At 55.6% G+C, this 24,605-nt stretch carries 22 protein-coding genes; 9 read left to right on the forward strand and 13 right to left on the reverse strand.

Annotated elements, in window-relative coordinates; translation table 11 throughout:
- Positions 1 to 8: 8 nt before the first annotated feature.
- Entirely contained in the window at positions 9 to 521 is a 513-nt protein-coding gene (locus JZX87_RS28495) for an HORMA-1 domain-containing protein (protein WP_210349139.1), read from the reverse strand.
- An 8-nt stretch (positions 522 to 529) separates the two neighbouring features.
- Positions 530 to 1,495, reverse strand: coding sequence for a CBASS oligonucleotide cyclase (locus JZX87_RS28500; protein ID WP_206829191.1), 966 nt, complete (start codon positions 1,493 to 1,495; stop codon positions 530 to 532).
- 116 nt (positions 1,496 to 1,611) lie between these two features.
- On the opposite strand from JZX87_RS28500, the gene JZX87_RS28505 reads away from it, so the two are divergent.
- On the forward strand, positions 1,612 to 2,505 hold the full coding sequence (locus JZX87_RS28505) for a helix-turn-helix transcriptional regulator (protein WP_033184384.1): 894 nt from the start codon (positions 1,612 to 1,614) through the stop codon (positions 2,503 to 2,505).
- Positions 2,506 to 2,616: 111 nt separating this feature from the next.
- Here JZX87_RS28505 and JZX87_RS28510 read toward each other — a convergent pair whose 3' ends face one another.
- Both JZX87_RS28510 and JZX87_RS28515 read right to left on the reverse strand, forming a co-directional pair.
- Positions 2,617 to 3,504 (reverse strand): hypothetical protein, encoded by an 888-nt coding sequence (locus tag JZX87_RS28510; protein WP_206829192.1) that lies wholly within the window; start codon positions 3,502 to 3,504, stop codon positions 2,617 to 2,619.
- Positions 3,501 to 4,772 carry an AAA family ATPase gene (locus JZX87_RS28515; RefSeq protein ID WP_206829194.1) on the reverse strand — a complete coding sequence of 424 codons (1,272 nt, stop codon included), beginning with the start codon at positions 4,770 to 4,772 and terminating at the stop codon, positions 3,501 to 3,503. The genes JZX87_RS28510 and JZX87_RS28515 overlap by 4 nt, the downstream gene beginning before the upstream one ends.
- A 116-nt stretch (positions 4,773 to 4,888) precedes the next feature.
- Here JZX87_RS28515 and JZX87_RS28520 point away from each other — a divergent pair, with 116 nt between their 5' ends.
- The 3 genes from JZX87_RS28520 (at position 4,889) to JZX87_RS28530 (ending at position 7,808) form a co-directional block, all read left to right on the forward strand.
- Positions 4,889 to 5,995, forward strand: coding sequence for a T6SS phospholipase effector Tle1-like catalytic domain-containing protein (locus JZX87_RS28520; protein WP_206829196.1), 1,107 nt, complete (start codon positions 4,889 to 4,891; stop codon positions 5,993 to 5,995).
- Between the two features lie 92 nt (positions 5,996 to 6,087).
- Complete coding sequence (locus JZX87_RS28525; RefSeq protein WP_206829198.1) at positions 6,088 to 6,891, forward strand: hypothetical protein; 804 nt, start codon at positions 6,088 to 6,090, stop codon at positions 6,889 to 6,891.
- Positions 6,888 to 7,808, forward strand: coding sequence for a hypothetical protein (locus JZX87_RS28530; RefSeq protein WP_206829200.1), 921 nt, complete (start codon positions 6,888 to 6,890; stop codon positions 7,806 to 7,808). Before JZX87_RS28525 ends, JZX87_RS28530 begins: the two co-directional genes overlap by 4 nt.
- A gap of 52 nt (positions 7,809 to 7,860) precedes the next feature.
- On the opposite strand, the gene JZX87_RS28535 is transcribed toward JZX87_RS28530, so the two are convergent.
- Positions 7,861 to 9,255: an AbiJ-related protein gene (locus tag JZX87_RS28535; protein WP_286195153.1), complete on the reverse strand. Its 1,395-nt coding sequence runs from the start codon at positions 9,253 to 9,255 to the stop codon at positions 7,861 to 7,863.
- Between the two features lie 436 nt (positions 9,256 to 9,691).
- Here JZX87_RS28535 and JZX87_RS28540 point away from each other — a divergent pair, with 436 nt between their 5' ends.
- Entirely contained in the window at positions 9,692 to 10,672 is a 981-nt protein-coding gene (locus JZX87_RS28540; protein ID WP_206829202.1) for a 3'-5' exonuclease, read from the forward strand.
- A 92-nt stretch (positions 10,673 to 10,764) separates the two neighbouring features.
- Here JZX87_RS28540 and JZX87_RS28545 read toward each other — a convergent pair whose 3' ends face one another.
- The 5 genes from JZX87_RS28545 to JZX87_RS31630 form a co-directional block, all read right to left on the reverse strand.
- Positions 10,765 to 13,728 (reverse strand): C-terminal helicase domain-containing protein, encoded by a 2,964-nt coding sequence (locus JZX87_RS28545; RefSeq protein ID WP_206829204.1) that lies wholly within the window; start codon positions 13,726 to 13,728, stop codon positions 10,765 to 10,767.
- Positions 13,725 to 15,533 (reverse strand): phospholipase D family protein, encoded by a 1,809-nt coding sequence (locus JZX87_RS28550; protein ID WP_206829206.1) that lies wholly within the window; start codon positions 15,531 to 15,533, stop codon positions 13,725 to 13,727. Before JZX87_RS28550 ends, JZX87_RS28545 begins: the two co-directional genes overlap by 4 nt.
- Entirely contained in the window at positions 15,530 to 16,726 is a 1,197-nt protein-coding gene (locus JZX87_RS28555) for a DUF6361 family protein (RefSeq protein WP_206829207.1), read from the reverse strand. Before JZX87_RS28555 ends, JZX87_RS28550 begins: the two co-directional genes overlap by 4 nt.
- Positions 16,727 to 17,243: 517 nt before the next feature.
- Positions 17,244 to 17,867 (reverse strand): plasmid pRiA4b ORF-3 family protein, encoded by a 624-nt coding sequence (locus tag JZX87_RS28560; RefSeq protein ID WP_206829209.1) that lies wholly within the window; start codon positions 17,865 to 17,867, stop codon positions 17,244 to 17,246.
- 31 nt (positions 17,868 to 17,898) lie between these two features.
- Positions 17,899 to 18,117, reverse strand: a complete 219-nt coding sequence (locus JZX87_RS31630; protein ID WP_286195154.1) for a hypothetical protein — start codon at positions 18,115 to 18,117, stop codon at positions 17,899 to 17,901.
- Between the two features lie 106 nt (positions 18,118 to 18,223).
- On the opposite strand from JZX87_RS31630, the gene JZX87_RS31635 reads away from it, so the two are divergent.
- Positions 18,224 to 18,544, forward strand: coding sequence for a hypothetical protein (locus JZX87_RS31635; RefSeq protein ID WP_286195155.1), 321 nt, complete (start codon positions 18,224 to 18,226; stop codon positions 18,542 to 18,544).
- A gap of 519 nt (positions 18,545 to 19,063) precedes the next feature.
- Here JZX87_RS31635 and JZX87_RS31955 read toward each other — a convergent pair.
- Positions 19,064 to 19,234, reverse strand: a complete 171-nt coding sequence (locus tag JZX87_RS31955; protein WP_404946470.1) for an NUDIX domain-containing protein — start codon at positions 19,232 to 19,234, stop codon at positions 19,064 to 19,066.
- A 202-nt stretch (positions 19,235 to 19,436) separates the two neighbouring features.
- Here JZX87_RS31955 and JZX87_RS28575 point away from each other — a divergent pair, with 202 nt between their 5' ends.
- On the forward strand, positions 19,437 to 20,888 hold the full coding sequence (locus tag JZX87_RS28575) for a CYTH and CHAD domain-containing protein (RefSeq protein ID WP_210349140.1): 1,452 nt from the start codon (positions 19,437 to 19,439) through the stop codon (positions 20,886 to 20,888).
- Positions 20,889 to 21,383: 495 nt separating this feature from the next.
- On the opposite strand, the gene JZX87_RS28580 is transcribed toward JZX87_RS28575, so the two are convergent.
- Positions 21,384 to 21,743, reverse strand: a complete 360-nt coding sequence (locus JZX87_RS28580) for a hypothetical protein (RefSeq protein ID WP_206829213.1) — start codon at positions 21,741 to 21,743, stop codon at positions 21,384 to 21,386.
- Positions 21,744 to 21,785: 42 nt separating this feature from the next.
- The gene (locus JZX87_RS28585; protein ID WP_206829215.1) at positions 21,786 to 22,238 is read right to left on the reverse strand and encodes a DUF995 domain-containing protein; all 453 of its coding nucleotides are present in this window, start codon (positions 22,236 to 22,238) and stop codon (positions 21,786 to 21,788) included.
- A gap of 457 nt (positions 22,239 to 22,695) precedes the next feature.
- Between JZX87_RS28585 and JZX87_RS28590 the strand changes: the two genes are divergently transcribed.
- Together JZX87_RS28590 and JZX87_RS28595 are read left to right on the forward strand one after the other, a co-directional pair.
- Complete coding sequence (locus JZX87_RS28590) at positions 22,696 to 23,607, forward strand: helix-turn-helix transcriptional regulator (protein ID WP_206829217.1); 912 nt, start codon at positions 22,696 to 22,698, stop codon at positions 23,605 to 23,607.
- Between the two features lie 163 nt (positions 23,608 to 23,770).
- Complete coding sequence (locus JZX87_RS28595) at positions 23,771 to 24,520, forward strand: polysaccharide lyase family 20 protein (protein ID WP_206829219.1); 750 nt, start codon at positions 23,771 to 23,773, stop codon at positions 24,518 to 24,520.
- Positions 24,521 to 24,605: the final 85 nt, after the last annotated feature.

Raw genomic sequence — 24,605 nt, forward strand, 5'->3', positions numbered from 1 at the left:
GTTTTGCATCAGTAGCTCCTTACGCATGAGCGATCGAGTGCCCGACCGCCAGCAGAATAGGTGTGATCGGAGGCGAGATATCCATTTACCGGCGGCTCAGTTCCGGTGGAGCGCTGAAAGGGAAGCGAGCTTTTAAAGGCATCGCGATCCCCTTGAGGCAGAGCAAAAAACGCGTCGGTGTAATTCATGAAGCTGGTGAATGAGGCGTTTGATACATCTTTCCCGGGGCGAATTTTGCCGGGATCATCATCATTCGCCATTCCGTTAGCGAGATCGCGCGCCGTGTACTTAAGCGTCGGTTCAATCCATGAACCGTCGCGCTTGAAACCATAGGTGACAGACGACAGATAGCCAGCCTTCATCATAGCGACGGCTTCAGCCTCATAGTCGGCAATGGTCTGGTCAGTTGGCTTACCGTAGAGGCGTTGAATGCGTTTTAGGTCCGTCGCGATCTTAGCCGCCATATGACGCGCATGAGTAACGGTGAATGTAGCACTTTCTGTGTAACTATAGCTGGACATCACCGCCCTCAAAACTGAAACGTGGAACCAAAGACCTTCTGCCAGTAGCCGACGGTCAGTTGCTTGTTAGGAGCCGCTAACGCGGCGTCGATTGCATCGCCTGCGTCCAGTGCGGCATCCACGATGTCTTCCATGTTGCCGCTGGTATAGAGTCGCGAAACGTTATTTAGTGCGTTCACGGGATCGATAATCCGCATAGGTTCGGGAAATGAACCGATAGTGGAGAGCGGATAGTAGTCAGAAAATGCGATCCGATCTTTAAGGCCGCTCGTCGCAATGTAGGTGAAGAAGTGCTGCAGCGCTTCGGGATAGTCGGACAAATCAAGACCGTCATCGCAAAGCTTGGCCAGGATCAGCTCGATCATGAACGACTTGAAACGGAAACCATCGCGCTCCTGTTTTTGGCGGCGAGCCCAGAATTTGACAAGTCTGACGACCTGGGCGAAATGCTTCTCCTGAGCTTTCTTGCGTTTACCTGCGAATTCGAGGTGAAGGGGAATACTGGTCTTCAGGAATGATCCGTCATCTTGGCTCACAAGGTTTCCGAACCACTGTGCATCCCCATCATAAAGAATAGGCACAACATCGACGTCTAACCCGGACCCTCGAAAGGAGACGGTTACGGAGTAGGTCTGGGGGGTCACCTGGTCGGCCGTGAAGTTCGGGAATGCCTTGCGCAATCGCTCCGCAAGATATGTGAGCAAGGTGCTGACTGACTGCGGCGCATCAGCGCCGCTGATGTAGCAAGCCACGTCAATGTCATTCAGCGATCGCAGGGCAGTACCCTTTGCCAAGCTTCCTGAGAGCATCATCTTGCGAAGAGTAAAATCGGGATGTTCGTCGAGATAGGATTCGAGCTTTTCGCGCAGCCGTCGCGCTTGTGCTCGATACTCATGCGCTTTGTCCTGAGGAAGGTTCACACGATCCTCCGCAAAACTCAAGATCTCCCGATGCCCCACATGCTCACGGCTCATGAATTCTCTCCAACAACCACGTGTTTGTTGACTTCGCAGCCAAGATGCGAGACTCCTAGGAAACCCGCTAAAAACTATATGGGTATAAAAATGATACCCGTCAAGGAATTATATGCATGACTGATGAAAAACGTCCGTGGATGCAAAATCGCCGTTTCGAGTTCATCGAATGGAAGCTTTTTTGGGAAGGTGCACTCAACAGAAGTGACCTTGAAGAGACGTTTGAAATTTCCACCCCACAAACATCTATCGACCTTAGGCGCTACAGAGAACTCGCCGGTGACAACATCGAATACGATGCAACTGATAAAACCTTCAAACCCACGAAAGGGATGAAACCGTCATTCCTAAAGGTCTCAGCTGATCGGCTGTTGCTCCAATTGCGTGCTTTGCTGACGGGTGCGCTTCCCCGGAAAGAGATATGGTTTCGTGAGATGCCGCCGATGGATATGGCGCCCGATATTGTGAGGAATGTGGATCCAGAATGCCTTCGACTGGTTCTTGAGGCGATCCGGCTAAAGCGTTCGGTCGAGGTGCGCTACCAATCCCTGACAAACTCGCGTGTTCGTGAAATTGCCCCCCACGCTCTGGCGTTCGATGGCTATCGGTGGCACGTTCGAGCGTGGGCGTGTGATCGTGATGATTTTCGCGATTTTGTTTTAACGCGTATCGATGACATCAAACCCGGCTCTTTGGCAAACTATGATCCGGAAGACGATGTGGAGTGGACGACTGTCGTAACCCTTGATCTTCGGCCACATCCTGGTCTTACTGAGGAGCAGGCTCTCGCTATTCAGCGAGACTATTCCATGAGCGACGGCATGCGAAAAATCGACGTGCGATTGTCGATGGCATACTATTTTATCATGCGGATGAACCTAGACCTGGAGGACCTCCCTCCTGCACGCGCTCAACTTTCCCTGCACAATATCAGCGATATTCGGAAGAGTATTTCTGAAGCAAAGTCAGAGTCAAAACGTAGGATAATTGCGCGCCAAAACAAGGATTAAACGATAAGTTTCAAGTTTTTCTCGCGGCTTGAAAACCGTGATGAAGGAGCGAGGTTTCGATGGTAGTTAGGTGATCTGCTCCTGAAGACCGCTTAGCATTTCAATTGCCTTTTAAAGATCGGGAGGCCCGGAGCTATCACCACCCAGAGCGTATGCCCTGCATTTTTCGTAAATCTGCCGGGCAAGCTCTTTGTCCGTAGCCCATGACCGCTTGAATGCCCGCAAGCAATTGGAATGCGGTAAGACAGGCGAATCCATGCGCGCTATTACCAGTTGATCTTGATCCGTCGCTTCTCCTTCAGCATCTGCCATGAGGGCGCTACCGCACATTGCGATCATCCGGGCCCTTTCCCGATGTAATTGCTCGCGCCCATTCAAATCGAAAAAGTCGATAATCGTCTGCCCACGTCGCTTCTTAAAGTCATCTGATGCAGTTGGAACCGCCGTTGTGGCAACAAACGTCATCAACGTCTCAGGATCATCGTCAAGGTCGCCAAATGGGTAGCAGAGATAAGGTTGCTCATTTGAAAGATCATCGACAGTCGCTAAAACGCTCCCCCGGTCGCCTGCTATGGGGAAATAATTGAGTTTGAGCGACGTATTGCAAACCTTGCACGACGCCGCATAGTTTTCCAATTCATAGGCAAGCCAATAGTACCCAGTCGCATATGGGGCGCCGGTTCCAAAGTCGTATTTCAGCTTTGAATGACGCACTGGATCTGGCCAAGTCACCACCGATGACTTCGGGCGAAAATGCTCAACGTCGAACTCGATCGTACCGTAGTCTGGGTTCTCGAATTGCCGCTCGCAGAAAACACATTTATTCTTTTGCAGCCTCATAAAAGTGGGCTTTATCTTGCTCCAAACGGATGTCTTCTCGGCGAAAGAACCGAGCTTAACGATAATTTTCGTGCGTTTTTCGGCCTTGTTGAACCATCTCGGATCCACGGCGCGAATGTCGGCTTCGACAACAGTTCTATCGAAGTCGTACCTGATCATTTGGCGCCATTCCGTTTAGTCGGTGTCGCTGGTGCCGAATCTGAGGGCACCGTCAGTTGGTCCAGATATGTAAGCGCCGCTGATGCGTCACCCTTCGCTGCTTTCTCGAACAAGGTCTCCGCCTGGCGATTGAAAGACTCTGGTCGTGTCGACTGAAGACCGAAATACGAGGAGAGCAGAAGCTGTTCAGCGCCAAGCCCATACACCCGCTCTAAGAGCTGCTTGATGGTGGCCGTGCCGTCCTCTGCGACGTCGGTGACAAATACGTTTTCGCGGCGAACCGTACTGGCTACGAGCGGGCTGTGTGATGTGAATACAAACTGGATCTTTGGAAAAGCACCCGCAAGTGCCGGCACAACGCTGCGTTGCCATTCCGGATGAAGATGAAGATCGATTTCATCAACAAGCACAATACCGGGCAACTCGGCAATACTACGCCCGTCTGTCGCAACATCGGCCATGTGACCGATGAGGTCACACACCCACCCCACGAATGCTTTGTATCCGTCCGATAGTGCAGAGAAGGGCGTTGGAACGCCCTCAAACTCAAACAAATATTGCTCTTCTTCATCGTCCCGCGCTCCAGAAAACCTTATGTTGGAGGGCAGAACTTTATTGATATGAGATAAAACGAGTTCGTATTGTTTAGGATCCTTCGATAGTAAACGAGGCAGCCACGCCTGCATTGGGCGCAGCGCTACATGATCTTCAAACAAACCCGCGATCCGCTGATATCTAAGCGCACGGGATCGTTGCGCACTGCTTGGTGAAAATTCACCGTTTTCCACCCGGCGCGTCGCACCATAGCCGACGACAAAATAAGCCGGTGAATAATCGTCAAACAAGATCTCGGAGATTGGAGAGTCGGGTGTGCTTTCCAGATGCAGCCGGTCGAGATTGCCGCGACCCCTCGTCTGGATTCGCGCGATGAGCTCGAGCTTCTTCCTTCGAGAGACATTGGGGAGGATTTCATTTTTCTCCGGCATTCCTTCCACCTTGAGGAATGCCGTTTCGACCTGAGTGTCGCCTGGCTTTACACGGCGCACAAGACGATAGGGCACAAATCCAGAGTCAAGAAGCGCTGGCGCGAGAACCGCGATGGCGAGGGCACGAAGCACCGAGGACTTGCCACCGCCATTGTCACCAAGAATGAGATTGACGTTTCCGAGCTCAGATACCCCTTCACCCGACCGGCCGGGATACTGCAGGCGCAGCTCTGCTTTTCTGAAGCATTTGAAGTCGTAAATATGAAGGGACTTTGCGTACAACTCTTCACCCTCATATGGTGCAGCTCGAAAAGTGCAAACGCACCGATAAATTGAAGACTGATACTACCCAGTTTTGCTGCTCTCGGCTAGCCTGTTGGTAAAGCTAGGGGCTGAGCATGGGAAAGAACATAGTCGTGCTATTCGACGGCACAGGCAATGAAATCGCAACTGATGAAACGAATATTCTTCGTCTAGCTCGTGCCATCTTAAACGACAGCGAGAAGCAGATCTTTTTTTACGATCCAGGCGTTGGAACACAAGGGGCACCATCTGTCGATTTGATGAGTCGTCAGGAGCTGATCAAGTTGCTGGGTCTGGGCATCGGGCTTGGCGTCTATGACAAAATTGGTTCTGCCTATAAATTTCTGATGGAGACGTTTGAGCCAGGCGACAAACTTTTTCTCTTCGGTTTTAGCCGGGGTGCTTACATCGCTCGGGCGCTTGCCGGTATGGTGGGCAAGCTTGGTATTATGGAGAAGGGCCGGGACAACCTGGTCCCCTATGCCGTCAAACTCTACGCCGATCCACTCAACCTGGAACTCGCCAGACGGTTCAGCGGCTCGTTTTGCAAACGGGAAGCCGAGATAGAATTCCTCGGCCTTTTCGATACCGTCAAGTCGGTCTTCCGTTTCGAGCCAACAGTGCCGCAATTCACCTCTGTCGTGCTGCCTCGAACTTTCAGCAATCCTGCGGTTCGTACGCTGCGCCACGCCTTGGCGATTGATGAAAAGCGGCGCTTCTTCAGAACCAATATGTGGAAGACAGACGAGAACGACTGTCAACGCACTGACGTCAAGCAGGTTTGGTTCGCCGGGGTTCACAGCGATATTGGTGGCGGCTACCCAATATCGGAGGCAGGTTTATCTCTGTTCGCGCTCGAGTGGATGTTGAAAGAAGCTTCCATGGCTGGCCTGCAGATAAATTCAAGCCAGCACCTGCTGCAGGCGATTTCTGGAAGAGATCGCATGGGTCTCATTGATCAGCCGCTTATGAAAATCCACCAGTCACTTGGGGGGTGGTGGAGAATTGCGGAATGGGTGCCAAAAATCGCGAAGCGCGGTCCGTTAGGAAAAACGCAAACGCGGGCGTATTTGCCTCGCGGTGAGAGCCGGTTCATCGCAGAAGGTTCGACGATCCATCAAAGTGTTGTCGATCGACGCGACGGAAGCGTGGGCTACAATCCGTTAAACCTCCCAAAGGCGATGTCTATCGAACCGTACTAAAGTTCCGAAAGAGATGAACAGTCGGCTTCAAAACTGTATCTATTGCTTGCGGCCGATCTTGCCCGGTTAAGATGATAGTCGGATTTTCAACCATGTCGCACAAAATGAGCATCACGCCTTCGATCCGACCCATACTCGAGCACAAGATAGCGCACTGGCTACAGCGGCGCGCTGCCGCCGACCTGAAAGGTCGGGCGCTTGCGTGTGCCGTTAACGCGAGAAATTTTCTGGCCCGCGCTGAGATGATCGCAAAGGATTCGACGATAGTCTCTTATTTTTGCGCTACGCATGCGACCGAAGAGGCTGTTGCCGCCTTCGTCTCGGCCTGCAAATCGGCCGGATATCCTGAGGCGAAAGCGATAAATCTGCGCGATCACAAGGAAAAAGCGACGGTCTCCGCCTTCGCGCAATTTATTTCGGGCCACTTGCATGATGCCGGGCTTAGCGTTGAGCATGAGCCTGAAGAGGACGTTCTCGTCGCCCGGGTCCGCAACGGCGACGCGGTCCAATATTATCCCTTCGGCCTACATCTCTTTACCTTCAACGAAGACCGTCAAAGCGAAACCCATATTGATGCGTTCGAGGGCTTTTCGGCGCTCTTCGGCTCGCCGGAAGACATGCGGCGCCATATCGCCACCCGATCGACGTTTCGCGACAAGGCGCTCTATGCGTCTAGGGGCGGAGCGCCCGCAATGTCCGAAGATATTCTTGTGCTCCAGCTTCAGGATCACGCCTTCCTGACGCTCGGCCTGATCTGGGCTGCCATCGACGTTGTCAATCACAGACAGCGCGAGCCATTCGTCATCCAGGTCCTCGGCGCCATCAACGAAGTGAATGCCGGCTTCAAATCCAAACCACCCGGGCCGTGCACGGACGCGGAGGAACAATCGCATTGACGATCCACCAGTTCTACCAGCCGCCGCTCCACTGGCAGCAATTCGAGGAGTTTGCCGTACAGCTTCTTGCCGAGGTCTATGACGTGCCGACGGCGCAGCCATATGGTCGCCCTGGCCAGGCACAGCATGGCGTCGATGTCTACGGCCGCTCCAGGAAGCACGGGCTGATTGCCATGCAATGCAAGAGACTGTCGGGTCTGGATGCGAGCAATCAGCCCCTTCCCGGTGGCCCGATATCGCGGAAATTCTTCTTCGATGAAGCCAAGGCCATCGAGGCTTTTCCGCATGCGATATCCATCTGGATCCTCGTCACGACGGTCAGACGAGACACGCGCGTCCAGGGCTATGCCGAAGAGGTGAACGAGCGATGGGGCAAGAAGGGGATCGACCGGACGGCGACGGTATGGTCATGGGACGATTGCGTCAGCCACCTAAATTCCTATCCGGAATTGCGAAAACGCTACTATCGCGACGTCATCCAGGTGAACAGCGTTGGCGATCTCGACCAGATGGTCTTGGAAACGATCTCGATGGCGTTCAACAGGACAGCCTTTGAACTGCCATTGCATATCGAGACACCGAACGAATTCCTACAGGCTCTTCAGGACACCCAGCGAGCCCTGCGAACCGGCGCGCTTCTCGACCGAAAGAGCGGGCACGTCATCCGTAAGGCGATCGGCGGATGGCGGCAGATCCATGACCCTGAATGGCGATCCGCGCTAGGAAAAATCGACAGGAACCTGCGGACTCTAAGGACGCGCCTCGAACACGGATTGAAGGACGGTACGATCCGGCGAACGAACAATTATCTCGATTTCACGACCTTGCGGCAACTCCAGGATCTGGAGGAGCTTCGCGAACGTTGTGTCCGCGACCTGACGGATGTTCTGATCAACGCGCGGCTGCCGGCGATCTGATGGCCCATTTCGCTGTCTCGCCGCTTCCTCCTTCCGGCCGCGCCGAGCCGGGCTACCCCGGATTGATGCCATGGAACCTGAAGAGGCGTTCGAAAAACACTATCAGGCGCTCCGTGTAATTGCTGCCCACCAGCTCGTTGGAGCCGAACCGGAAGACTTCGTATCCGGTCAGCCTGAGATCTCTATCGGCGGCGACCATATCCGCATAGATGGCTAGCGAAGGCTCCCCGTTCTTGCTGAAATGCTGGCTGCCGTCGACTTCAATGACTATCCGTTGCCGTTGTGGAAGGAGTAGCAGGAAATCCATGCGCTGACGTGGCAGTACCAATCTGTTCGATGGCAACCTGTCCCGCAACTGCTTCATCGTCGCCGGATCGTAGTGAAGATAAACCTGTGGGATGAGCGCTGGTAATGCCGATCCCATCCGATCTCGGAAACCCTTGAAATAGGCCGAAAAGAGATTGCGTTCCCCCTCCGAGGCCAATGATTGTTGGAGGCGGGCGCCCAGGCTCTTGGCCGGCTCCTCGCTCTTGCATTCGGGATGGCTGCGCCACCAATCCACAAGCTCGGACCAGAGCACTCCCCCGGCGCCCAGCGGCCGATCGTAGATTAGGCAGCTCTCCTTTCCCTTCAGGATCACAATGTTATTGTTGATTGCGTCAGCAAAGCCGAGCTCCGGCTTTGGGCCGCATGAGGCAAAGATTAGATTCTTCGCCTGTCCCTCGACCCCGCGCCGTATCGGTTGAAGTTTGTAGATTGGATAGCCCGATTCTTCGCCGCTGGCGACAAGATGGTAATGGTCGCGAGCGAGGATACTGTTGAGCCGCTCGACCATTGCGGTCTGGTCGTCGCCCCGCCGTGCGAGGGGATGAACTGCCTCTTCTATCAGTGCCGAGAAACGTGCGCTGGAGCACTGAAGCGCGCCGATTTGCTCGAACAGGAACTCGACGGTCCAGTCGGTATCGTGATGGACCATATGACGTATGATCTGGCCGCGCAGGCTGGCGGCGGACCGGTCGATGAAGTCATCGAGGGGCGAGCTGATGACGAAGTGACGCTCGATCATGTCGATCAGGGGTCGATCGCCGGCGATATCGTAGCCGAAAGCCTTGGCTATATCGCGACGTGTGATTTCGGTGATGGAAGGCGCGCCCTGTTCGAGCATTGCCTGTGCCGCCTCCTGCAGGGGAATGTCGTCCAGTTCCGAGGCCCAGACAACTGCGAATTCGGCCATCGCCTTTTTAGATAAATTGCCAAGGGCAGCATTGATGCGATCCCGCTTCGACCATCCCTCGCCCATTGGAATGGTAAAGGTGGTCTCCCTTGGAAGACCATTGGAAAGCTGCTCATGCGTCATGCCATGCAGCTTGTTAAACAGCAGACTGTAAAGGCTCTCTGCCATATTTTTTGGTTGCTTCCCCACACCTGCAAATGCTTCCGTCAGCAATCCAGCCAGCGGATCCAGAAAAGGTAGCAAACCCGAAGAGGGGCAGCAATCAAGGGCTGCGTTCGGATGAGATGTGAAAGCGAACTAAATGTTGGGAAACACAAGTGGCGCATCCATTTCAAGCGGCCCCCCGCGCCGGGTGCTGTCGGTCCCGGTTTCCGGCATTGCCGTCGCTCTGCTAAACCTCCTGCGGCAACCCTTTTGACCGGTCTTGCGGGAGGCGAACGGCTTTCGCAGTTTCTGCTACAGCTGCTATGCCCTTCCTATTTTGGATGCTTCTGCCCGAAAGCTCAAGAGTTGTCATCCCGTGAAACTTAGTAATTGCAAACCTTGCTGGCCAGGTTAGCTGACATCGCACTCCGACCAACAAGGTTGATCTGCCGATCGTGCCGTGTTTTGAAGATGGAAGATGGGCGGCGGGGGTTTGACAACAGGAATGGCAGAACAGTTTGACATGTTTTCGGAGCAGGTTCCGCGCGACCATATGGTCGTGCGTGGGCCCCCAAAATCCGCTGAACCGGACAAGCATGCCATCCCCATGAGTGAAGAGGACATGGTCCGGCATCTGTCGGAGACTGGTCGATATCGTATCCTTCAGAAACTTGTGCCGCGCGCAATCGCACCATTCGTCCGGCCAGGGTACCCCCTCAGGGGCATCATTCTCGACACTGAGACCACGGGCCTCAATGCTCGCAAGGATGAGATCATCGAGATTGGCGTGATCGCTTTCACCTTCGATGCCAAAGGAAACATCGGTGACGTCACCGGGGTCTATGGTGGACTTAAGCAGCCAAGCGTTTCCATTCCTCCCGAAATCACCAAGCTCACCGGGATAACGGACGACATGGTCGCCGGGCAAACGATCGACATGGCGGCGCTAGAGGCGCTGATTGAACCTGCTGATATTCTTATCGCCCACAATGCCGGTTTCGACCGGCCATTCTGCGAGGCGTTTTCTGATTTGTTCTCCGGCAAGGCCTGGGCTTGCTCCAACTCTGAGATCGACTGGTCGTCGCGGGGATATGAAGGCACCAAGCTCGGATATCTGATCGGGCAGGCGGGCTACTTCCACGATGGTCATCGGGCCGTCGATGATTGTTTTGCGCTTTTGGAGGTTCTCGCCCGGCAGGACGATGGATCTGCGTTCTCCGCTTTTGCTGAACTCCATGAGGCTAGCCAGCGGTCGCTTGTCCGGATCTTTGCCGAGAACAGTCCCTTCGAAATGAAGGATCACCTTAAGGCGCGAGGCTATCGCTGGTCCGACGGAAGCGACGGTCGTCCCAAATCCTGGTGGATCGAGGTTGGCGAAGAAGCGTTCGATGATGAACTCCGCTATCTCAGGGCCGAAATCTACTGCTATCCAGACGCCGATCCACCAACCAAACGCCTTACTGCTTTCGACCGATTCCGGGCTTGAAAGCTCCCTTCAGCCCATCTTTTTATACTTTTGCGAATGGCTGACCTCGGACTCATGCCGGACTAACAGGCAGGCAAGGGCCTGTAAATGTGTCAGACCTCGTCGGACCGTTGCGCTGTAAGCTTGACCCGTGAAATCGCAGAAAGATCAATGGCAAGACTGCGGGCGTCCTCTGCCTCCGCTCCAATACGGCTTAGCATCCCAAGAAAAGCGTCCGGGTCCGGTTGGCCGAGTGCCAGCCGGTAATAAAGCAGATCCTTGAGCATCTGCTCCCTACGGGTTGACCGAAGGCTGAACCGCCAGTCAAAGCTTACACTGATAGGCCGCCCCTTTTCTGGCAGCCACCACCGTTCGAGCCCGGTCGGGCCTGAGGGCTGGCGCCTTGCAATATCGAGCAGCCTGGCGAAAGGACTGCCGGCTGCCGAGGTGGCAAGTGCCTCCCTGGAATGCGTCTCCGCCAGCGACTGACGGACCGCGAGACTCGCATAGCGGGCGATTCGCCCCTCGCGTTGCTCGAAGTCCACCGGATCGCTCGGCAGGTCCCAATGCACGATCCGTCGGCACCATTGGTGAAAATCCAGGCCCTCCTGACCAACCGAAGTCGTGCAGAGGACATGGGGCCAAAATGGAGAATTGAAAGCCTGGCGCAGTGTATCGCTGCGTAGCCGTCCACCCTTCTTCTTTTTCGTCTTCCGCTGCTCGCCGCCGGAGAAGGGCGTTATTGCCTGTGCAGGTACTCGGAGCTTTCGACTTTTTCCGCGCCTGAATTGTATGAGACCCGGACGGTCAAGCAAGCAGTTCGCCAACTGCTCGATGATCTCGAACCCGCTTGCGTCACCCAGCTGACCGAGCAGCACCATCTGCTCGTCAAGGACAGCTTCAAATCCTCCCTTCAGCATCGCCTCGCAGAGTGCTTCGGGATAGCGGGTGCGCTTTGAAGAACTAAGGATGAGGCGAGCAAAGGTGCGGTTCCCCAAATATCCACGGAGACGATTCCAACCGAAGTCGAAAACGCGGAGCAAGTGGCGTTTCTCTGACAGCGGCATACCATGTCGCCTCGCGCATCGGGCAGTGATGGCGCCGGGTGAAGATAGCAGGTGGTTTGTCAAAGCCTCGAGTTCAGGCCGCGAGATCGTGGATATCGGCTCGATGGTTCTCCAATCCCGGGCTTTTGCGCTTCCGCGAGCGGGTAGTGCGATACTCGCGATGCGATTGAACCCGCTTCTTGTAACGTGGCGCTCAACCCCGCATGCCACGATCCAAGTCGGCCTCTTATCCTTTCCACTGATGGAGATTCGATGACGCAGGAGGAGATCCTCGAGTTGTTTCTCGGCATCATGCTTCATGGCGGCGATCGATCGGCTGGCCTGCTTGATCGGCTCGATCGCGTGAGACAGAGTTGGCCATGGCATAAAAAGGGCGACCAGCGCGCCGTTTTCCGTACCGCCGGATCGAAGCAACGGTGGTTTTGGTTTTGATCCCGGTAACTTCATTCCTCCCATCAGGTCGATCGAAAGCAGCGCGGAGATGGACGTGGGGGCTCCCCTCCATTTGCTAAAGAGAAGCGATTTGCCCTGTCGCGACTTACCGGCCGACCAGGGTCCTTCGAGCCGCCACCAGTTGATGGTCGGGGGTTGCCATGGCAGGCTGAGCTCTGCCGCGCCACCAGTCATCTCGGCAAATGATCGCAGTTGTGGATGAGCAAACCGACCACGTCCGGATCCGGCCTCGAACGGCGGCGCCTTCGCCGCACAGATCGGTTTCCACATCGCGTAGTTGTGCAGCGTTTGGGCAGGGTAGGGAATCGAGCTCCACATCTGCGGCGCAAAGCCGGCGAATTGGCTGCCGCAACTCTCGGCCAGATGCCGGAACAGCTTAAGATCCTGGGCCTCGATCTCGACTTTCGGCATCGCCCGTTCGAATAAATCCTCCTTGTGCACCAGCGCGCGCTCGGTGCGGGCCATCAGCGGAGAAAGCAAATCCTCGAGCCGAACCTTTGCGGCTAGTACAGCGTCTCTCACCGACTGCGCCGTGCCTGCAGTCAACAGCGCGTCATGATAGTTGCGCATGGCGACTTCCACGACGTCGCGGCATGAGGGATCTGCGGCCAGGAACCCCGCAAGATCCACCAACGCTTTGTAGTGCTCGACCGGATGCATTTCCTCGCCGCTGAGACGTCTCAGTCGATACGGGGTGGCGGAGAGAAGGAGTACGGCGGGAGGGTTCTCGCCGCCGAGGAGCCCATCCACCAACAGTCGATGCACTCGGCCCCGTTCGATTTTCAGCGGCTCACGCGCCCCGTCATGCTTCGGCAAAATAAGATCGGCATAGCGATGGAATTCGTCGAGAATGACCAGGTCGGGTCGGATTTCTCGCGACCGCAGAGCCGCAAGTGCCAGCACAGAGCGGAACCGCCCAATGAATTCGCCGATATCGACGTCACCACGCTGTACCCACGCGACGATCGACTTCTCGACGTTTCCAATCGGGCAGTCGAAGACGTCGCGCAGGGCTCTTTCGATACCGGCAAACGTGTAGCCTTCCAAATTTGTCGCACGCTCGTCGAGGAGACGGCGTGCGTCCTTCGCATGCCTTTGGTCCATGCGAAGGACAATGGGTCGGAGCCGATCGTAGCGATCAAGCAGCGAACGGATGAGCGCCCGCTCCGCTTTGCGGCCCGTTCTGGGCCCAGGCTTCCATCCAGGCAGGCTGGTTTCCGGGGTAAAGGTGAAGATGCGATAGCCATTGCCCTCGTCGGGCGGCGACCCCGGCACGAGGGCCAGTCGGTCTTCGCCGGCGCCGTAATCCTTTTCGGCGATGCCGGTGAGCGAGACGAATTTCATGCGGTTCTGTCCGACGATCTCAAGGCTCGGGCAGAGATAGACGACGTTTAGCCGTCGACGTTTAATTCGCAGGCCCTCGGCCACCGAGCGGGCGACAATCGTCTTGCCGAGGCCAACCTCGTCCGCGACGAGAAACCGCCGGGGACCGGACGCCTCAAGCCGTTCGAGCGCCGCCTCGACAGTCCGCCTCTGGAACTCCGCCAACTCGGTCATGTCGGCTTTCCAATAGCGTCGTTGATCGCTGTGAGAAACGGTCTGACTTCTTCGAGATCGTTCAGTGCAGCCTCGCGCTCCCGCTCGTCGGGGATGGTATGGAAAACCTCGGCGAACGACGTCAACATCGACATCATTCCTACCACACGGGCTTCAAAGGCACTTGGGTCGCGCGCCCAACTTGCGAGTACCGTCTCAAGCGTGAAGATTTGACCGAAATGATTGATCGGATCGCGACTGCCTGGTTCTCGCTGGGTATCGGTCCATCGCCGGCCGCCCGTTGCGTCGATGCCATCGAGAAGCGACTTCAGCCAGTCGCGGAAGCGGTTCGCGCCGACATAGCGTGCAAGCAGTGCCCGGTCGCGCCGTTCAACATCGAGCCCATCGATCTCCAGGGCCTGGATCCAAGTGCGTGACACCCGGGGTTCACCATTGCTGGTGGCTCGGAAGGTCACCAGGCTCGTCTGCTCGCTGAGAACGGGAGGTCTCGCGAGCAAACGCAATGACCTTGCACCGGCACCAATTGATACCCACGCCTCGTCCTCCAGGAATGCCGAAGCCTCGAAACGTGCCAACGTCATTATGTGGTTGACTGAGTCGCCCAGGTCCAGGTGTAGTCCGTCCTTGTCTGAACGGAGAGAAAGACGAGCTTCAAGGAACCTGCTGATAAGTCCGTCCAGTTCCCGCTTGGCACGCTCCTGCTCCGCGGCGCTTGCGTCCGGCTCGGCCGCGACGAGATCAAGCCCCGCATCGACGAAGGCGTACAACGATGCCACCAGCGCCTCATCGGCGATGTCAAGAAGAGCGACGGCTTCTGCATTGGGTCCGACCAACCCGCGTCTCGTCAGGTTGGCGCTTCCAAGCAAGGCCGCAGTCCGATCACCCTTTGAGACAACCAGAAGCTTGGCATGAATACCAGTCGATGCGGGTTCCCCGAATTCGCCCGTCGCGCCCGCTTGCTGTTGCTCAACGGAGACTGCGGCGGTCGGGTCTGGAGGTGTGTCAACCAGAAATTTCACCTTGTCATGGGGCGCATAATCCATGCCGGCCAGTTCTGTCGTCAGCAATGTAACATGGCTAGAACCAGCCTTTAGTACTTCGTCAAGACCGCCACGATCAATGAAGGGACTGACGGCGCATGCTCGTTCGGCACGGGGTATCATCGCCTTGGGCAGGAATGATTGCATCTGCCCGTGCCGACGCCACAAAATGTTACGGACGGAAATACCCGGCGGCGTCAGCCATCGCGCCGCTTTGAGCTCCTCGAGTTCCGATTGCGTTACCTGTGCCTCCTTAAGAAGGTCCTCGGCCAAAGAAACGATATCCGGAATCGGCCTGGCGGCCCTCTCCCTGGTCGAAACCAGGAGGAGGCCGGCGTCCAGATCTGTCGAGCCGGTAAGGTTGCGGCTGCCGATCCAGAAGCGCCACTCGACCAACCGCGGCGCCTCGTAGCGAACCAGCGCGAGCTTGGGGTGCCAGCTCGCGCTTTGCTCGTTTGATTCTATGGCCCGCACCATCGTATCGAGCAGCGGCAAAATCGATCGATGTTTGCTGGGGGCTACAATACGCCCGAGTTGGTGGAGGACGACGAGGCGGCCCCGCATTCGCTCGAAGGCTTTTACCAAACCGAGCGGCGAGTTCTCAAACTCCGCTTCCGGATCGCCCCCCATGGAAAGGACAAGGCCCAGCATGGCGACGAGATCGAGCGAATAGGTTGCAATGATGGCTCGTGATACGGTTTGGTCGCCGGTCGGCTTAAGCGCGCCCAGAATTGATTTGCGGTCCTCGTCGCGCCCGAATGTCAAGAGGAATTCCTCACGCCGTCAATCATATTGCGAACGACCGGCCACCGGTAGTCAAGCGGTGTAGCCAGTGACTTTCGCCAGTCCTTGCGCCGCTTTTCGCTGACGAGGTACGCGCGATCGTCCTTCAGATCCCTTTCGCGAAACGTCAGCACCTTGGAAATCGCTCCGAGTGAGCCCTTATCGCGCAGCCACACCAAAAGCGCCTCTATGAATTTTACGAGGTTCTTGTCGATGCCGGTCTCCAGCCGTAGCGCCTCGACGTCCAGCGCGAGCGCAGTTTCCCTATGCACGGAAATCAAGCTTGGAAAAGCGTCCGCATGTCGAGTATCGCTGAGGCCGCGCTCCTCATTGCGGATTGTTTCAACAAGCGCGGAGTGGGCGGCCCGAGCTATGCAGGCGAGCGATGCTGCGCGCTCGGCTAAAAGCAGCGCCAACCGCTCTTCTGGAACGGCAACGCCACGGACTTCTGCTGACCAGAGGGATGTTGTGGTGACACCTGCCTCTGTCAGTCGGCTTAGGAGTGGTTGCGTTCCACCTTGACCGGCCACCTGCCATTTTTGTCGGAGGTATTGTGCCTCGCCCCGCTGCAATGTGAAGTCCAACTTACCTGTTTTGTTCTTCCATCCCGGCGGCGGGTTCGGGAGGCCCTCGAACAGCGTTTCTATCAAGAACTTACCGTCATCTCCGTCACTCCGCGTCGTCAGTTGTGGCCACATGCTTCGAAGGTGGACCTCTGTCGGAGGCGACTTCAATCCTCCAACTGGGCTTGCCATCCGCCAGGACCGCAGCGCAGTCCAATAGATCGTGCTGGCGCGGACGAGGGGTCGATCGCCGACTAGGTATTTTGTCCATCCTGAAATACCTGAATTTTCGAGTGCTTTCACACTCTTCATCAAACGATTCGAAAAACGCCGTTCGATATCGAACAACTCATCGACCGAAAATCGTTGCCCAGCGTTGCGGTCCAACAGCTCTTGGTATGCCCAGGCCACGAAGAAGACATACCGAACTTGGGCGTGCTGGACCGACGTGCCGGGAAAAAACCGATCAGCAAACGCGAAGTAGATTGGAGCGAACCCAAGCTCATCTCGTGTCCCGTCCGATGCAAGTTGGGCCAGATATCGGTTTGCGGAAGCACGATCTGCTTCCGATAGCATGAACCAGCCGATCGAGGGCTTGCCGTAGGTGCTCATAAGGCCGCGACTAATTGGTATTGAAAGCTTTCGCTACCGAACGATGTCTCAAGTCGAGAACATCGGAGTCTTTTTGTCCAGTAGCCTGCCATCAGATCTCGCGACAATTGTATTCGTTGTGCGAGCTTATGCCCGGCGGTTGTATCAGGTCAAGCATCTCAGTGGTCCTTGGCATGCACAGGGGCCACACCAACGACGCGGTGCATCACCAGGTAGAAACGGCCATTGGCCGATTTCTCCATAGCTGGGTTCAGCAGCATGGAGGTTCACAGAAAAATTAGACAGGATGGGTCGAGTGACCGGAATTTTCGTTTGCAAGTTCGTTGGCAAGCCGTAACTATTCAACGAATTGAAATTCACATAACATGGAATTATGTGAATTTTCCATCGGGAGGCGGAATACCCGCAGCAGCCGGACCGCGTTATAGAAATCCAATAAATTCAGATATTTGCACGCTTGCTTTGGGGTGCCACGGGTTCATATCCTTTCAAGGCGATCACGTTGAACCTAGACAACTTATTTCTTCGGAACGGCTTTCGGCTTCGGTTGATACAAGCGTCGTCTGACGTTCGAGCGCAGAGCATTGCGAACATCTTTGTCCACGATCGACAGGTCGAACCATTCGGGATCGAAGTGGCCACCGCACCACCGAATGGTTTCGGCATATTCAGGGTCTTCCCGGTCGGCGACGATCTCCAGGAACCGCTCATATCCCGACACGCCACCAACATCTTCGGGCGGGCGCGCCCTTTCGCCGGCGATGCAGCTCCCGTGTTTGGGTGTAGCAGTGAGCGTCAAGAACTCCTCGACCACAACGGTGGGCCGCCAACCATCCCCGAAATCATAGTGGTAGCTGAAGACGGCACCTTGATCGAAGTCCATCAGGCGAACCTCGCTCTGATCGAAGACCCGAGGATCGTCCTCGGTCGCATCTTCCGTGAGGATCTCAACGTCCCCGTACCGGAGACCACCGATGCGGAAGTCATAGAGATGATAGTTCCACCAGTTGAATGCGGCCTGAATTCCGAGATGCAGATGCTCTAGGTTCCAAGGGATCGGCAGGACCAGACGACGCCAGATGCCCGGCTCGATGGCGTCGATGGAAACTCTGATCTGCACAGCGTTTGCGGCTTTGAACATTGGCCGAGTGAACAAGGTTGGCGAAGGATCGTCAAGACGTTCGCTCGCGCCGAATGGCCAAGATATTTTGCGGCGTCGTACGCTCGTCCGTCATTGCGCGAGCGAACGCAACGAGCTCGTCGCCGTCAGGATCAATGAAGGCGAAGACCGGACCACCGGAGGCCAAGGTTTTACCGTGCAGGATCTCGGCTATGGCGGCCTCAGCTTTCGCGAGCTCGCCAAGGATGTCGGCATCAAGAGCGCCAAGCATTCACTATTACTCCGCGACCAAGGGCGAACTGGGTGCGGCACTCGCCAGCATTACGGGGCTGTTCTCGAGGGAGATGCTAACGCAGGGGCTCGACGTCGAGACATGCATGGCGCGTTACACCGAGGTCTTCGCCGACACCCTGCGCGCCGACAACCGCCTGTGCCTTGCCGGAATGCTGGGCGCCGAGCGGAACCAGCTTCCGGAAGAAGTCCAAACTGAAGTTGTCAAATACGGCGAGATGAACGAACGATGGCTTGAACGCGTGCTGGCCATGCGCGATCCCGACAAGACAGAGCAAAACCAGCGTCGGGCAAAGGCCATTTACGCCGCTGTCCAAGGCGCGCAGTTGATCGCCCATACCAGAAACGATGTCTCGCTGTATGAGGAGATCATTGCGACATATCGGGAGAGCGGACTGCTGCCCTAGTGTGTTGATGCCATATACCTCTATGGCCATTCATTTCGAGATATTGGGTCTGTCTTTGCGTTGGACCCTTAGAATTATCGAAATGAAGCTTGTGCCGTGAACCGGCATCTGTGCGATGCCAAACGGGCCGGACGATGCGTCGGCTGTTTGCGGATGCTCATGGAGATCCCCGTTGGCTTCCGGACGGGGCAAGTTCACCAGTCTCGCCTTCGCAAGGGCGCTGTTCGGCACAATAGCTGGATCACGCTGCTTTGAAGGTCAGCGACGTATGGAAGATTCATTTCATATCCGGCAAGCGAAAAGCACCGGGACCGCTGACACCACTGAAGCGGAAGTCAGTGACTCTTTCCGGCTAATCGGATCGCCTCTGGCAGGCATGACATGTCGCGGTCCTAACTCAATGTTTGCAGTAGGTCGCGCAAACCTTCGTGGCCCACGACATTCGCGGCGTCTAAGACTTTAAACCACTGCCTGGCTCTGAGCCCCTGTTCGGGGTAGTCCTCATCAATCGAGGTGACGCTAAAGCCGATGCACGATCACCCGGTAGCGGTTCGGGCTGCTATCTTTCGAATAGAAAAACGATCCGACAACCGTTTGGGATATTTCGCCACGGACGCCTGCCTCCTCATATGCTTCCTGCGCGGCGGCTTTATGCGACGATTCCCCGGGTTCGATATGGCCTTTCGGCAGTCCCCACCGTCCGTTGCGACGGCTACCGACAAGAAGGACCTGCTGCTCCCCTTTGGGCGATCCACGAAGGCAGAGCGCGCCATCTCATATATCCGTCTCAGGCTTTTGCGGGGTCTTGCTACAGTCATAGCGATTACAGGAAGATGAACTATATCGACCTGACGGGCGTTCAATCGCGAAGATCACACCAGGGAGCGTGGAGTTGGCTGAAGTCGAATTGAAACTTGAAATTGATGCTGCCGGTTTCGAGCGTCTTTCATCATGGGACTTGCTTGGCGATCCCGATGAGACGATCGAGCAGACCTCAACCTATTTCGACATCAACGACAATGCATTTTTTGCGGAGGGCTTCACGCTCCGGATCCGTAAGGTCGGCACTGCGAGGACGCAAACTGTTAAGGCCACGGGTCCGAGCGCTTCGATATTCGCGCGGAGCGAATGGGAAACTCCGGCGACGGGTGACACCCCGGTGGTCGACCACACAAGCCCGCTGGTCAACGAGTTTGGCGATAAGGCAAAGGATGTGCGGCCCAGGTTTGAGGTCGTTAACGAGCGTCGGATCTGGAACGTTGAGGAAAATGGTTCGAATATCGAGGTCGCGCTCGACCGGGGATCCGTCCGCTCTATCGAACGCGAAACTCCCATCCTTGAGCTGGAACTTGAACTCAAGGACGGCAAATCGAAGGACCTTTTCTCGCTTGCCCGAAAGATCGAAGACATCGTCCCTTTCCGGTTTGGAGTCCTCTCCAAGGCCGAGAAGGGTTTTCGTCTGCTGGAGGCGGAGCGCGCCGTCGTCAAAGCCGACCCAGTCGAGTTGGATCGTGAGGGCAACACCTGCGAAGCTTTCCAGACGATCGCCCATTCATGCTTCCGACAGTTTCGTTTGAACGAGACGATCCTTCGCAGCAGGAAAAACGAAGAATCGCTGCACCAAGCTCGTGTCGCACTCCGGCGCCTGCGCTCGGCGATCACCCTGTTCAAGCCAATGCTGCAGGACGGTGAGGCGAAAAGACTGTCGGCCGAGTTCCGATGGCTGGCCGGCGTTCTCGGGGAGGCGCGAAATCTCGACGTCCTTCTCCCGAAAGCCAAGGCAGGTGAATTACGCGATAGCCTCACCGAAAAAAGAGCCACCGCCTATGCCAATGTTATGGAGGCGCTTGACAGCTCCCGGACGCGGGCGCTCACGCTCGATTTCAACGAGTGGCTTCACTGTGGCGACTATTTGACAAATGCGGCAACGAGAGACGTGGGTGAGCGTCCGGCTACCGAATATGCCGTTGAGGCGCTCGACAAAGCGCGCAAGAAGCTCAAGAAGCACGGACAGGATCTGTCCGGGGTCGATGACGAGCATCGTCATGAGGCCCGCAAGGATGCAAAGAAACTTCGCTATGCTACCGAGTTCTTCCGCTCTCTATTCCCTGACAAACGAGGCGTGCGGCGGTACAAGGGTTTCGTTGGCGCGATGGAAGCGTTGCAGGACGAACTGGGCGCACTGAATGATTTGGCAACCGGACCAGAAGTCCTGGAGGGGCATGGTTTGCGTGGTCTTGCCGGAGCAGATGACCTGATCGTTCATGCCGAGAAAGCGAAGCTGATCAGAATGGCGCAGGACGCACTGGACAACGTTCTCGATGCCAAGAGGTTTTGGCGCTGAAGCGAGTAAGATGAACCGCTGAAGTTGGCAGCGCGTTTGCATAGAAGGAGGGATATGGCAGTCGCCTGGCGAGAAGGTGAAATGAAATCGCGTTCCATAGCTGTTCGAGTTTCGTGGCGTTTCCCCAAAAACAGCGGGCTTGCCAGGCCGGACTGACGATTTCCCCGCGTCATCGACAAGCTTGCACGAGGGTGCTAGTCCCTGATTACCGGGGAACCCTTTGAACGAAGTACAGCGTATTGATCTGCCGCAAAACTTCGAGGACGTAATCCTGGGCGGGAATAGCCACGCCGTCACCGCACAACGCTCTGAGGCGAAGGCACGCGCAACCGGAAAACACCGCCAGAGATGAAACGAAATCAATAACAACTGCAACCAGGCTAGCGGATTCGACGGATCCTGCTGTTCGCGCCTTGGCGAAATGCTGGCCCACGCCTGACTGTCTGAATTCATCGAAATTCGCATATCCCTCGCGCCCACGAAGGACCTTGAGAATTATTGCTTCTTGACCAGGATTGTCGTGTCTTTGATATTCTTAAAGCGGAAGTTCCAGGATAACTTGTTTTTCCCGGCCGGCGATATTGTGATCCTGGCATCACCGCCGTCCACAGGAACGACGAGGTCAATATTCTTGCCCGCTGTCTTTGCGCTGGCCACCTTCTGTCTTGCACCATTGAATGTGTATGAGGGAATTCCGCTGTTCGGAATTGTAAGGATGACCTCTCCCCCTTGTTTGTTCTTGCCGGAATAGTTACCAGCCAACTCGCCATAGTCATCTGACAACGCCACCGATGAGTTCGCGAATGCCGCAATGCAGACAGTCGCCAATATTAAAGATGCCCGTACAAATTTCATGGTTTTCCTCCAGCTACTTCTCCAAAACAACTCATTTCGGGATTACTTTTTGATCGATAGGAAATCTTGTGAAACCTGATCGCCGCTGACAAGACGACTAGGCTCGTCGTCGCGATACGCGTCCTTCTTGTCCTTATCCCCGGACCAAAGCATATAGTACTTCGTGCCCACTTTGTGCCACGCGTAGCAATCCTTCATCGGCTCGCGCTTGCCCTTCGCAACATCGACCGGAGTGATAGTCAGGCACATTTCGTTCTCTTTTACCGCCCAATGGCCTTCACCATAGGCCTTCTTATCCTTTCGCACGAGTTTGGCAGACCCGTCAGGAGCGAAGAAGACGCGAACACTTTTCCAGTCCGCCGATTTACCCTCATACATGACGCGAATTTCTTCCTTCGTAAGCCTAGTTGCCCCGGCGGGAAGGGTGGCGGAATTTGCGGGACCAGCAATTCCAGCAAATACAGTAGAAATCGCAATAACGTATATTTTGATCATTATTTTATCCATCTCATGGGGCCGTGAAGACTGTATCTAAACTGGTATTTCAGCATCGTTGATATTGTAAGAGTAAGTTTTACCTATCAAGGATCTAGCAAACGCACCTTTGCTGAGGCCTTGAATCCAATTTCCATACTTGTGTGTGATAACAAACAGGAAGACACGCGGACACTCCCACTTGGGAGATGCCTTCTTGAGTTGCATATTATTGTCTGGCTTAATGCTGATGTTTCAACGTTGAGGGGCGCCCATGAAGTCAGCGCATGAGTTGTCTCAGGTATGCGAAGACATCGCGTCGGTGGTGACCGAGGCTTCAGCGGGCCTCCGTAGCTGGTCAGACTTGTGCTCCACTTTCACGGATGCATTCCCGGGTACATACGCAGCCCTGTTGAGCCAGAATTTTGTACGGCCTGACGTCGGGTTCGTTGTATCGGATGGTCTGGAGGAACGACACTTGCACTCGTTCGTCCACCACTATTCCTACGTCAATCCGTGGCGGAACTTCTGGCAACACGCCAGTAACGGCGCGATCCTCGTGGCGCAACGCGACGATCCGGCCGGGCGATATCATGGAAGCGTTTTTTACGAGGAATGGATGAAGGCTGTCGGGGACTTCGATGCTGCTGTCGGGCTGCGTCTGCAGGTGCATGACGAGGAGGTCATCTATCTTCCAGTTCATTTTCCGGAGAGAATGTCATTTGCCTACGAGCTTCCACTTGAGGCGGTGATGCAAAGTACGCGCCGAAGCCTGGCAAATGCGCTCCAGATTGCATCTTACTTTTCTAATTCGTCTCGATCTTCCATTGCAAAAGCGGCGCTGAGCAGCTTGCAAAGCAGGATAGCGTTCGTAGTCGATGACCGCATGAAACTGGTCGATGCAAACGATCGGGCCTTGACGGCCTTCCGCAGCGGCTTCCCGGTTGGCTGTCGACAGGACGTCGTCCGGTTTGCAGATCGGGCAACGACGACTGCGGTTGTCGGCGCATTGCGGAACGGCCCTCGCGATCTTACCTCGAAACATCTAATGATGGCTGGAGAAGAGCGCTGGGTGATCTCCGTCAACCAACTCCCCTCCGCATTCAGCAACCAGTTAATTAGCGGGCGTAGCCAGTTCCTGATCCAGGTGCATCGGATCGGCATCCGATTAGACACATTCGAAGGCGATCTTCTCCTTCGCGCATATGGTTTGACGGCTTCAGAGCTTCGGCTCTGCAAAGCGCTGGCAAGTGGCTTGATGCTTGCAGACGCCGCATCTCTTTCTCAGATCAGTTATGAAAACGCGAGACAGAAACTGAAATCCCTCTTCAGGAAAGTTGGCGTATCAAACCAAGCCGATCTACGGGCTTTATTGTACTCACTGGAGTAGCCGTAGCTCATGCGAGGCTGCTGTTTTTTGCGGAACGCGCAGCTTTGGACGCCCTACGACCCTTCCTCAATCGGGATCGTTCCCCACTCCCACCTGGGAGGCGCAATCCGGTCATCCAATCTATATATGCTGGATAGCTTTCACCGCTCTTCGGAGGAAAACAATGAAAAAGATCAGAGCTTTGCTCTGTGCTGCCCTGACCGTATACGCGCACGATTCGTCTGCGGGCGGTTTCAGCAGTTTCGAACTTCAAACGGCCGGGAAGCGATATGCTTATGGAAAATCGAAAGCTCCCGATGGCTCTGTGGCGGAACGATTTGAGCTGCACGCTGGTGATTGCCCGAAGATGACGGGAGATTGCCGCGCCGACAGGGAGCGGGTTGAAAGGTCCGAGCAAATGCCAGCGTCAAAGGTAGGCTCGGAATACTGGTACCATTTTTCTGTTTTCGTCCCTAAAGATTGGCCGAGGACGGGTCCGGTCAATACAAAGCTCGGCCAATTTCATCAAAAGGGTGAGGGAAAACCGCCGGTTCTTTTTCAGCTTGACGACAATGCTTACGGGTTCGAACTCTCCAATCCAAGTCTCAAACAAACCGATCCGATGAACCCGGTGCGGCCGCTATCCAACATCACCCTGAAGACAGCCTCTCAGATGCGTGGCGCCTGGACTGATATGCTTGTTCACGCCAGATGGTCCACGAAGCGAGACGGCTTTATCAAGGTATGGGTCGATGGACGGCAGAAGGTCGACCTTTCGGGGCCAAACGTTGACAGAGATCAGCCCGTCTATTTCAAGTACGGCATTTATAGAAGCTTTGTGAGCCGGTATCGTGGGAAGTCTTACCCCACATTGATTGCGTGGTTCCGGGATATCAATCGCGGAACGACGCGTGCGTCAGTTGAACGGCGGTGATAATTTGTCGCAGGTCGCCAGCGGCCTCATCAATATGGTCTTTGACAAAACGTCTGGCCGCACTGCATCTGGCGGTGCTCATCTC

This window comes from Agrobacterium sp. Ap1, assembly GCF_017313375.1.
GTDB classification, from domain to species: Bacteria; Pseudomonadota; Alphaproteobacteria; order Rhizobiales; family Rhizobiaceae; genus Neorhizobium; species Neorhizobium cellulosilyticum.

Bases quoted from the DNA above. Each gene is read 5' to 3' on its own strand.
- JZX87_RS28555 (WP_206829207.1), bottom strand. From the start codon at position 16,726: ATGAGCACCTACGGCAAGCCCTCGATCGGCTGGTTCATGCTATCGGAA.
- JZX87_RS28505 (WP_033184384.1), top strand. From the start codon at position 1,612: ATGACTGATGAAAAACGTCCGTGGATGCAAAATCGCCGTTTCGAGTTC.
- JZX87_RS28495 (WP_210349139.1), bottom strand. From the start codon at position 521: ATGTCCAGCTATAGTTACACAGAAAGTGCTACATTCACCGTTACTCAT.
- JZX87_RS28560 (WP_206829209.1), bottom strand. From the start codon at position 17,867: ATGTTCAAAGCCGCAAACGCTGTGCAGATCAGAGTTTCCATCGACGCC.
- JZX87_RS28525 (WP_206829198.1), top strand. From the start codon at position 6,088: ATGTCGCACAAAATGAGCATCACGCCTTCGATCCGACCCATACTCGAG.
- JZX87_RS31630 (WP_286195154.1), bottom strand. From the start codon at position 18,117: ATGCTTGGCGCTCTTGATGCCGACATCCTTGGCGAGCTCGCGAAAGCT.
- JZX87_RS28500 (WP_206829191.1), bottom strand. From the start codon at position 1,495: ATGAGCCGTGAGCATGTGGGGCATCGGGAGATCTTGAGTTTTGCGGAG.
- JZX87_RS28545 (WP_206829204.1), bottom strand. From the start codon at position 13,728: ATGACCGAGTTGGCGGAGTTCCAGAGGCGGACTGTCGAGGCGGCGCTC.
- JZX87_RS31635 (WP_286195155.1), top strand. From the start codon at position 18,224: ATGGCGCGTTACACCGAGGTCTTCGCCGACACCCTGCGCGCCGACAAC.
- JZX87_RS28585 (WP_206829215.1), bottom strand. From the start codon at position 22,238: ATGATCAAAATATACGTTATTGCGATTTCTACTGTATTTGCTGGAATT.
- JZX87_RS28510 (WP_206829192.1), bottom strand. From the start codon at position 3,504: ATGATCAGGTACGACTTCGATAGAACTGTTGTCGAAGCCGACATTCGC.
- JZX87_RS28580 (WP_206829213.1), bottom strand. From the start codon at position 21,743: ATGAAATTTGTACGGGCATCTTTAATATTGGCGACTGTCTGCATTGCG.
- JZX87_RS28595 (WP_206829219.1), top strand. From the start codon at position 23,771: ATGAAAAAGATCAGAGCTTTGCTCTGTGCTGCCCTGACCGTATACGCG.
- JZX87_RS28520 (WP_206829196.1), top strand. From the start codon at position 4,889: ATGGGAAAGAACATAGTCGTGCTATTCGACGGCACAGGCAATGAAATC.
- JZX87_RS28540 (WP_206829202.1), top strand. From the start codon at position 9,692: ATGGCAGAACAGTTTGACATGTTTTCGGAGCAGGTTCCGCGCGACCAT.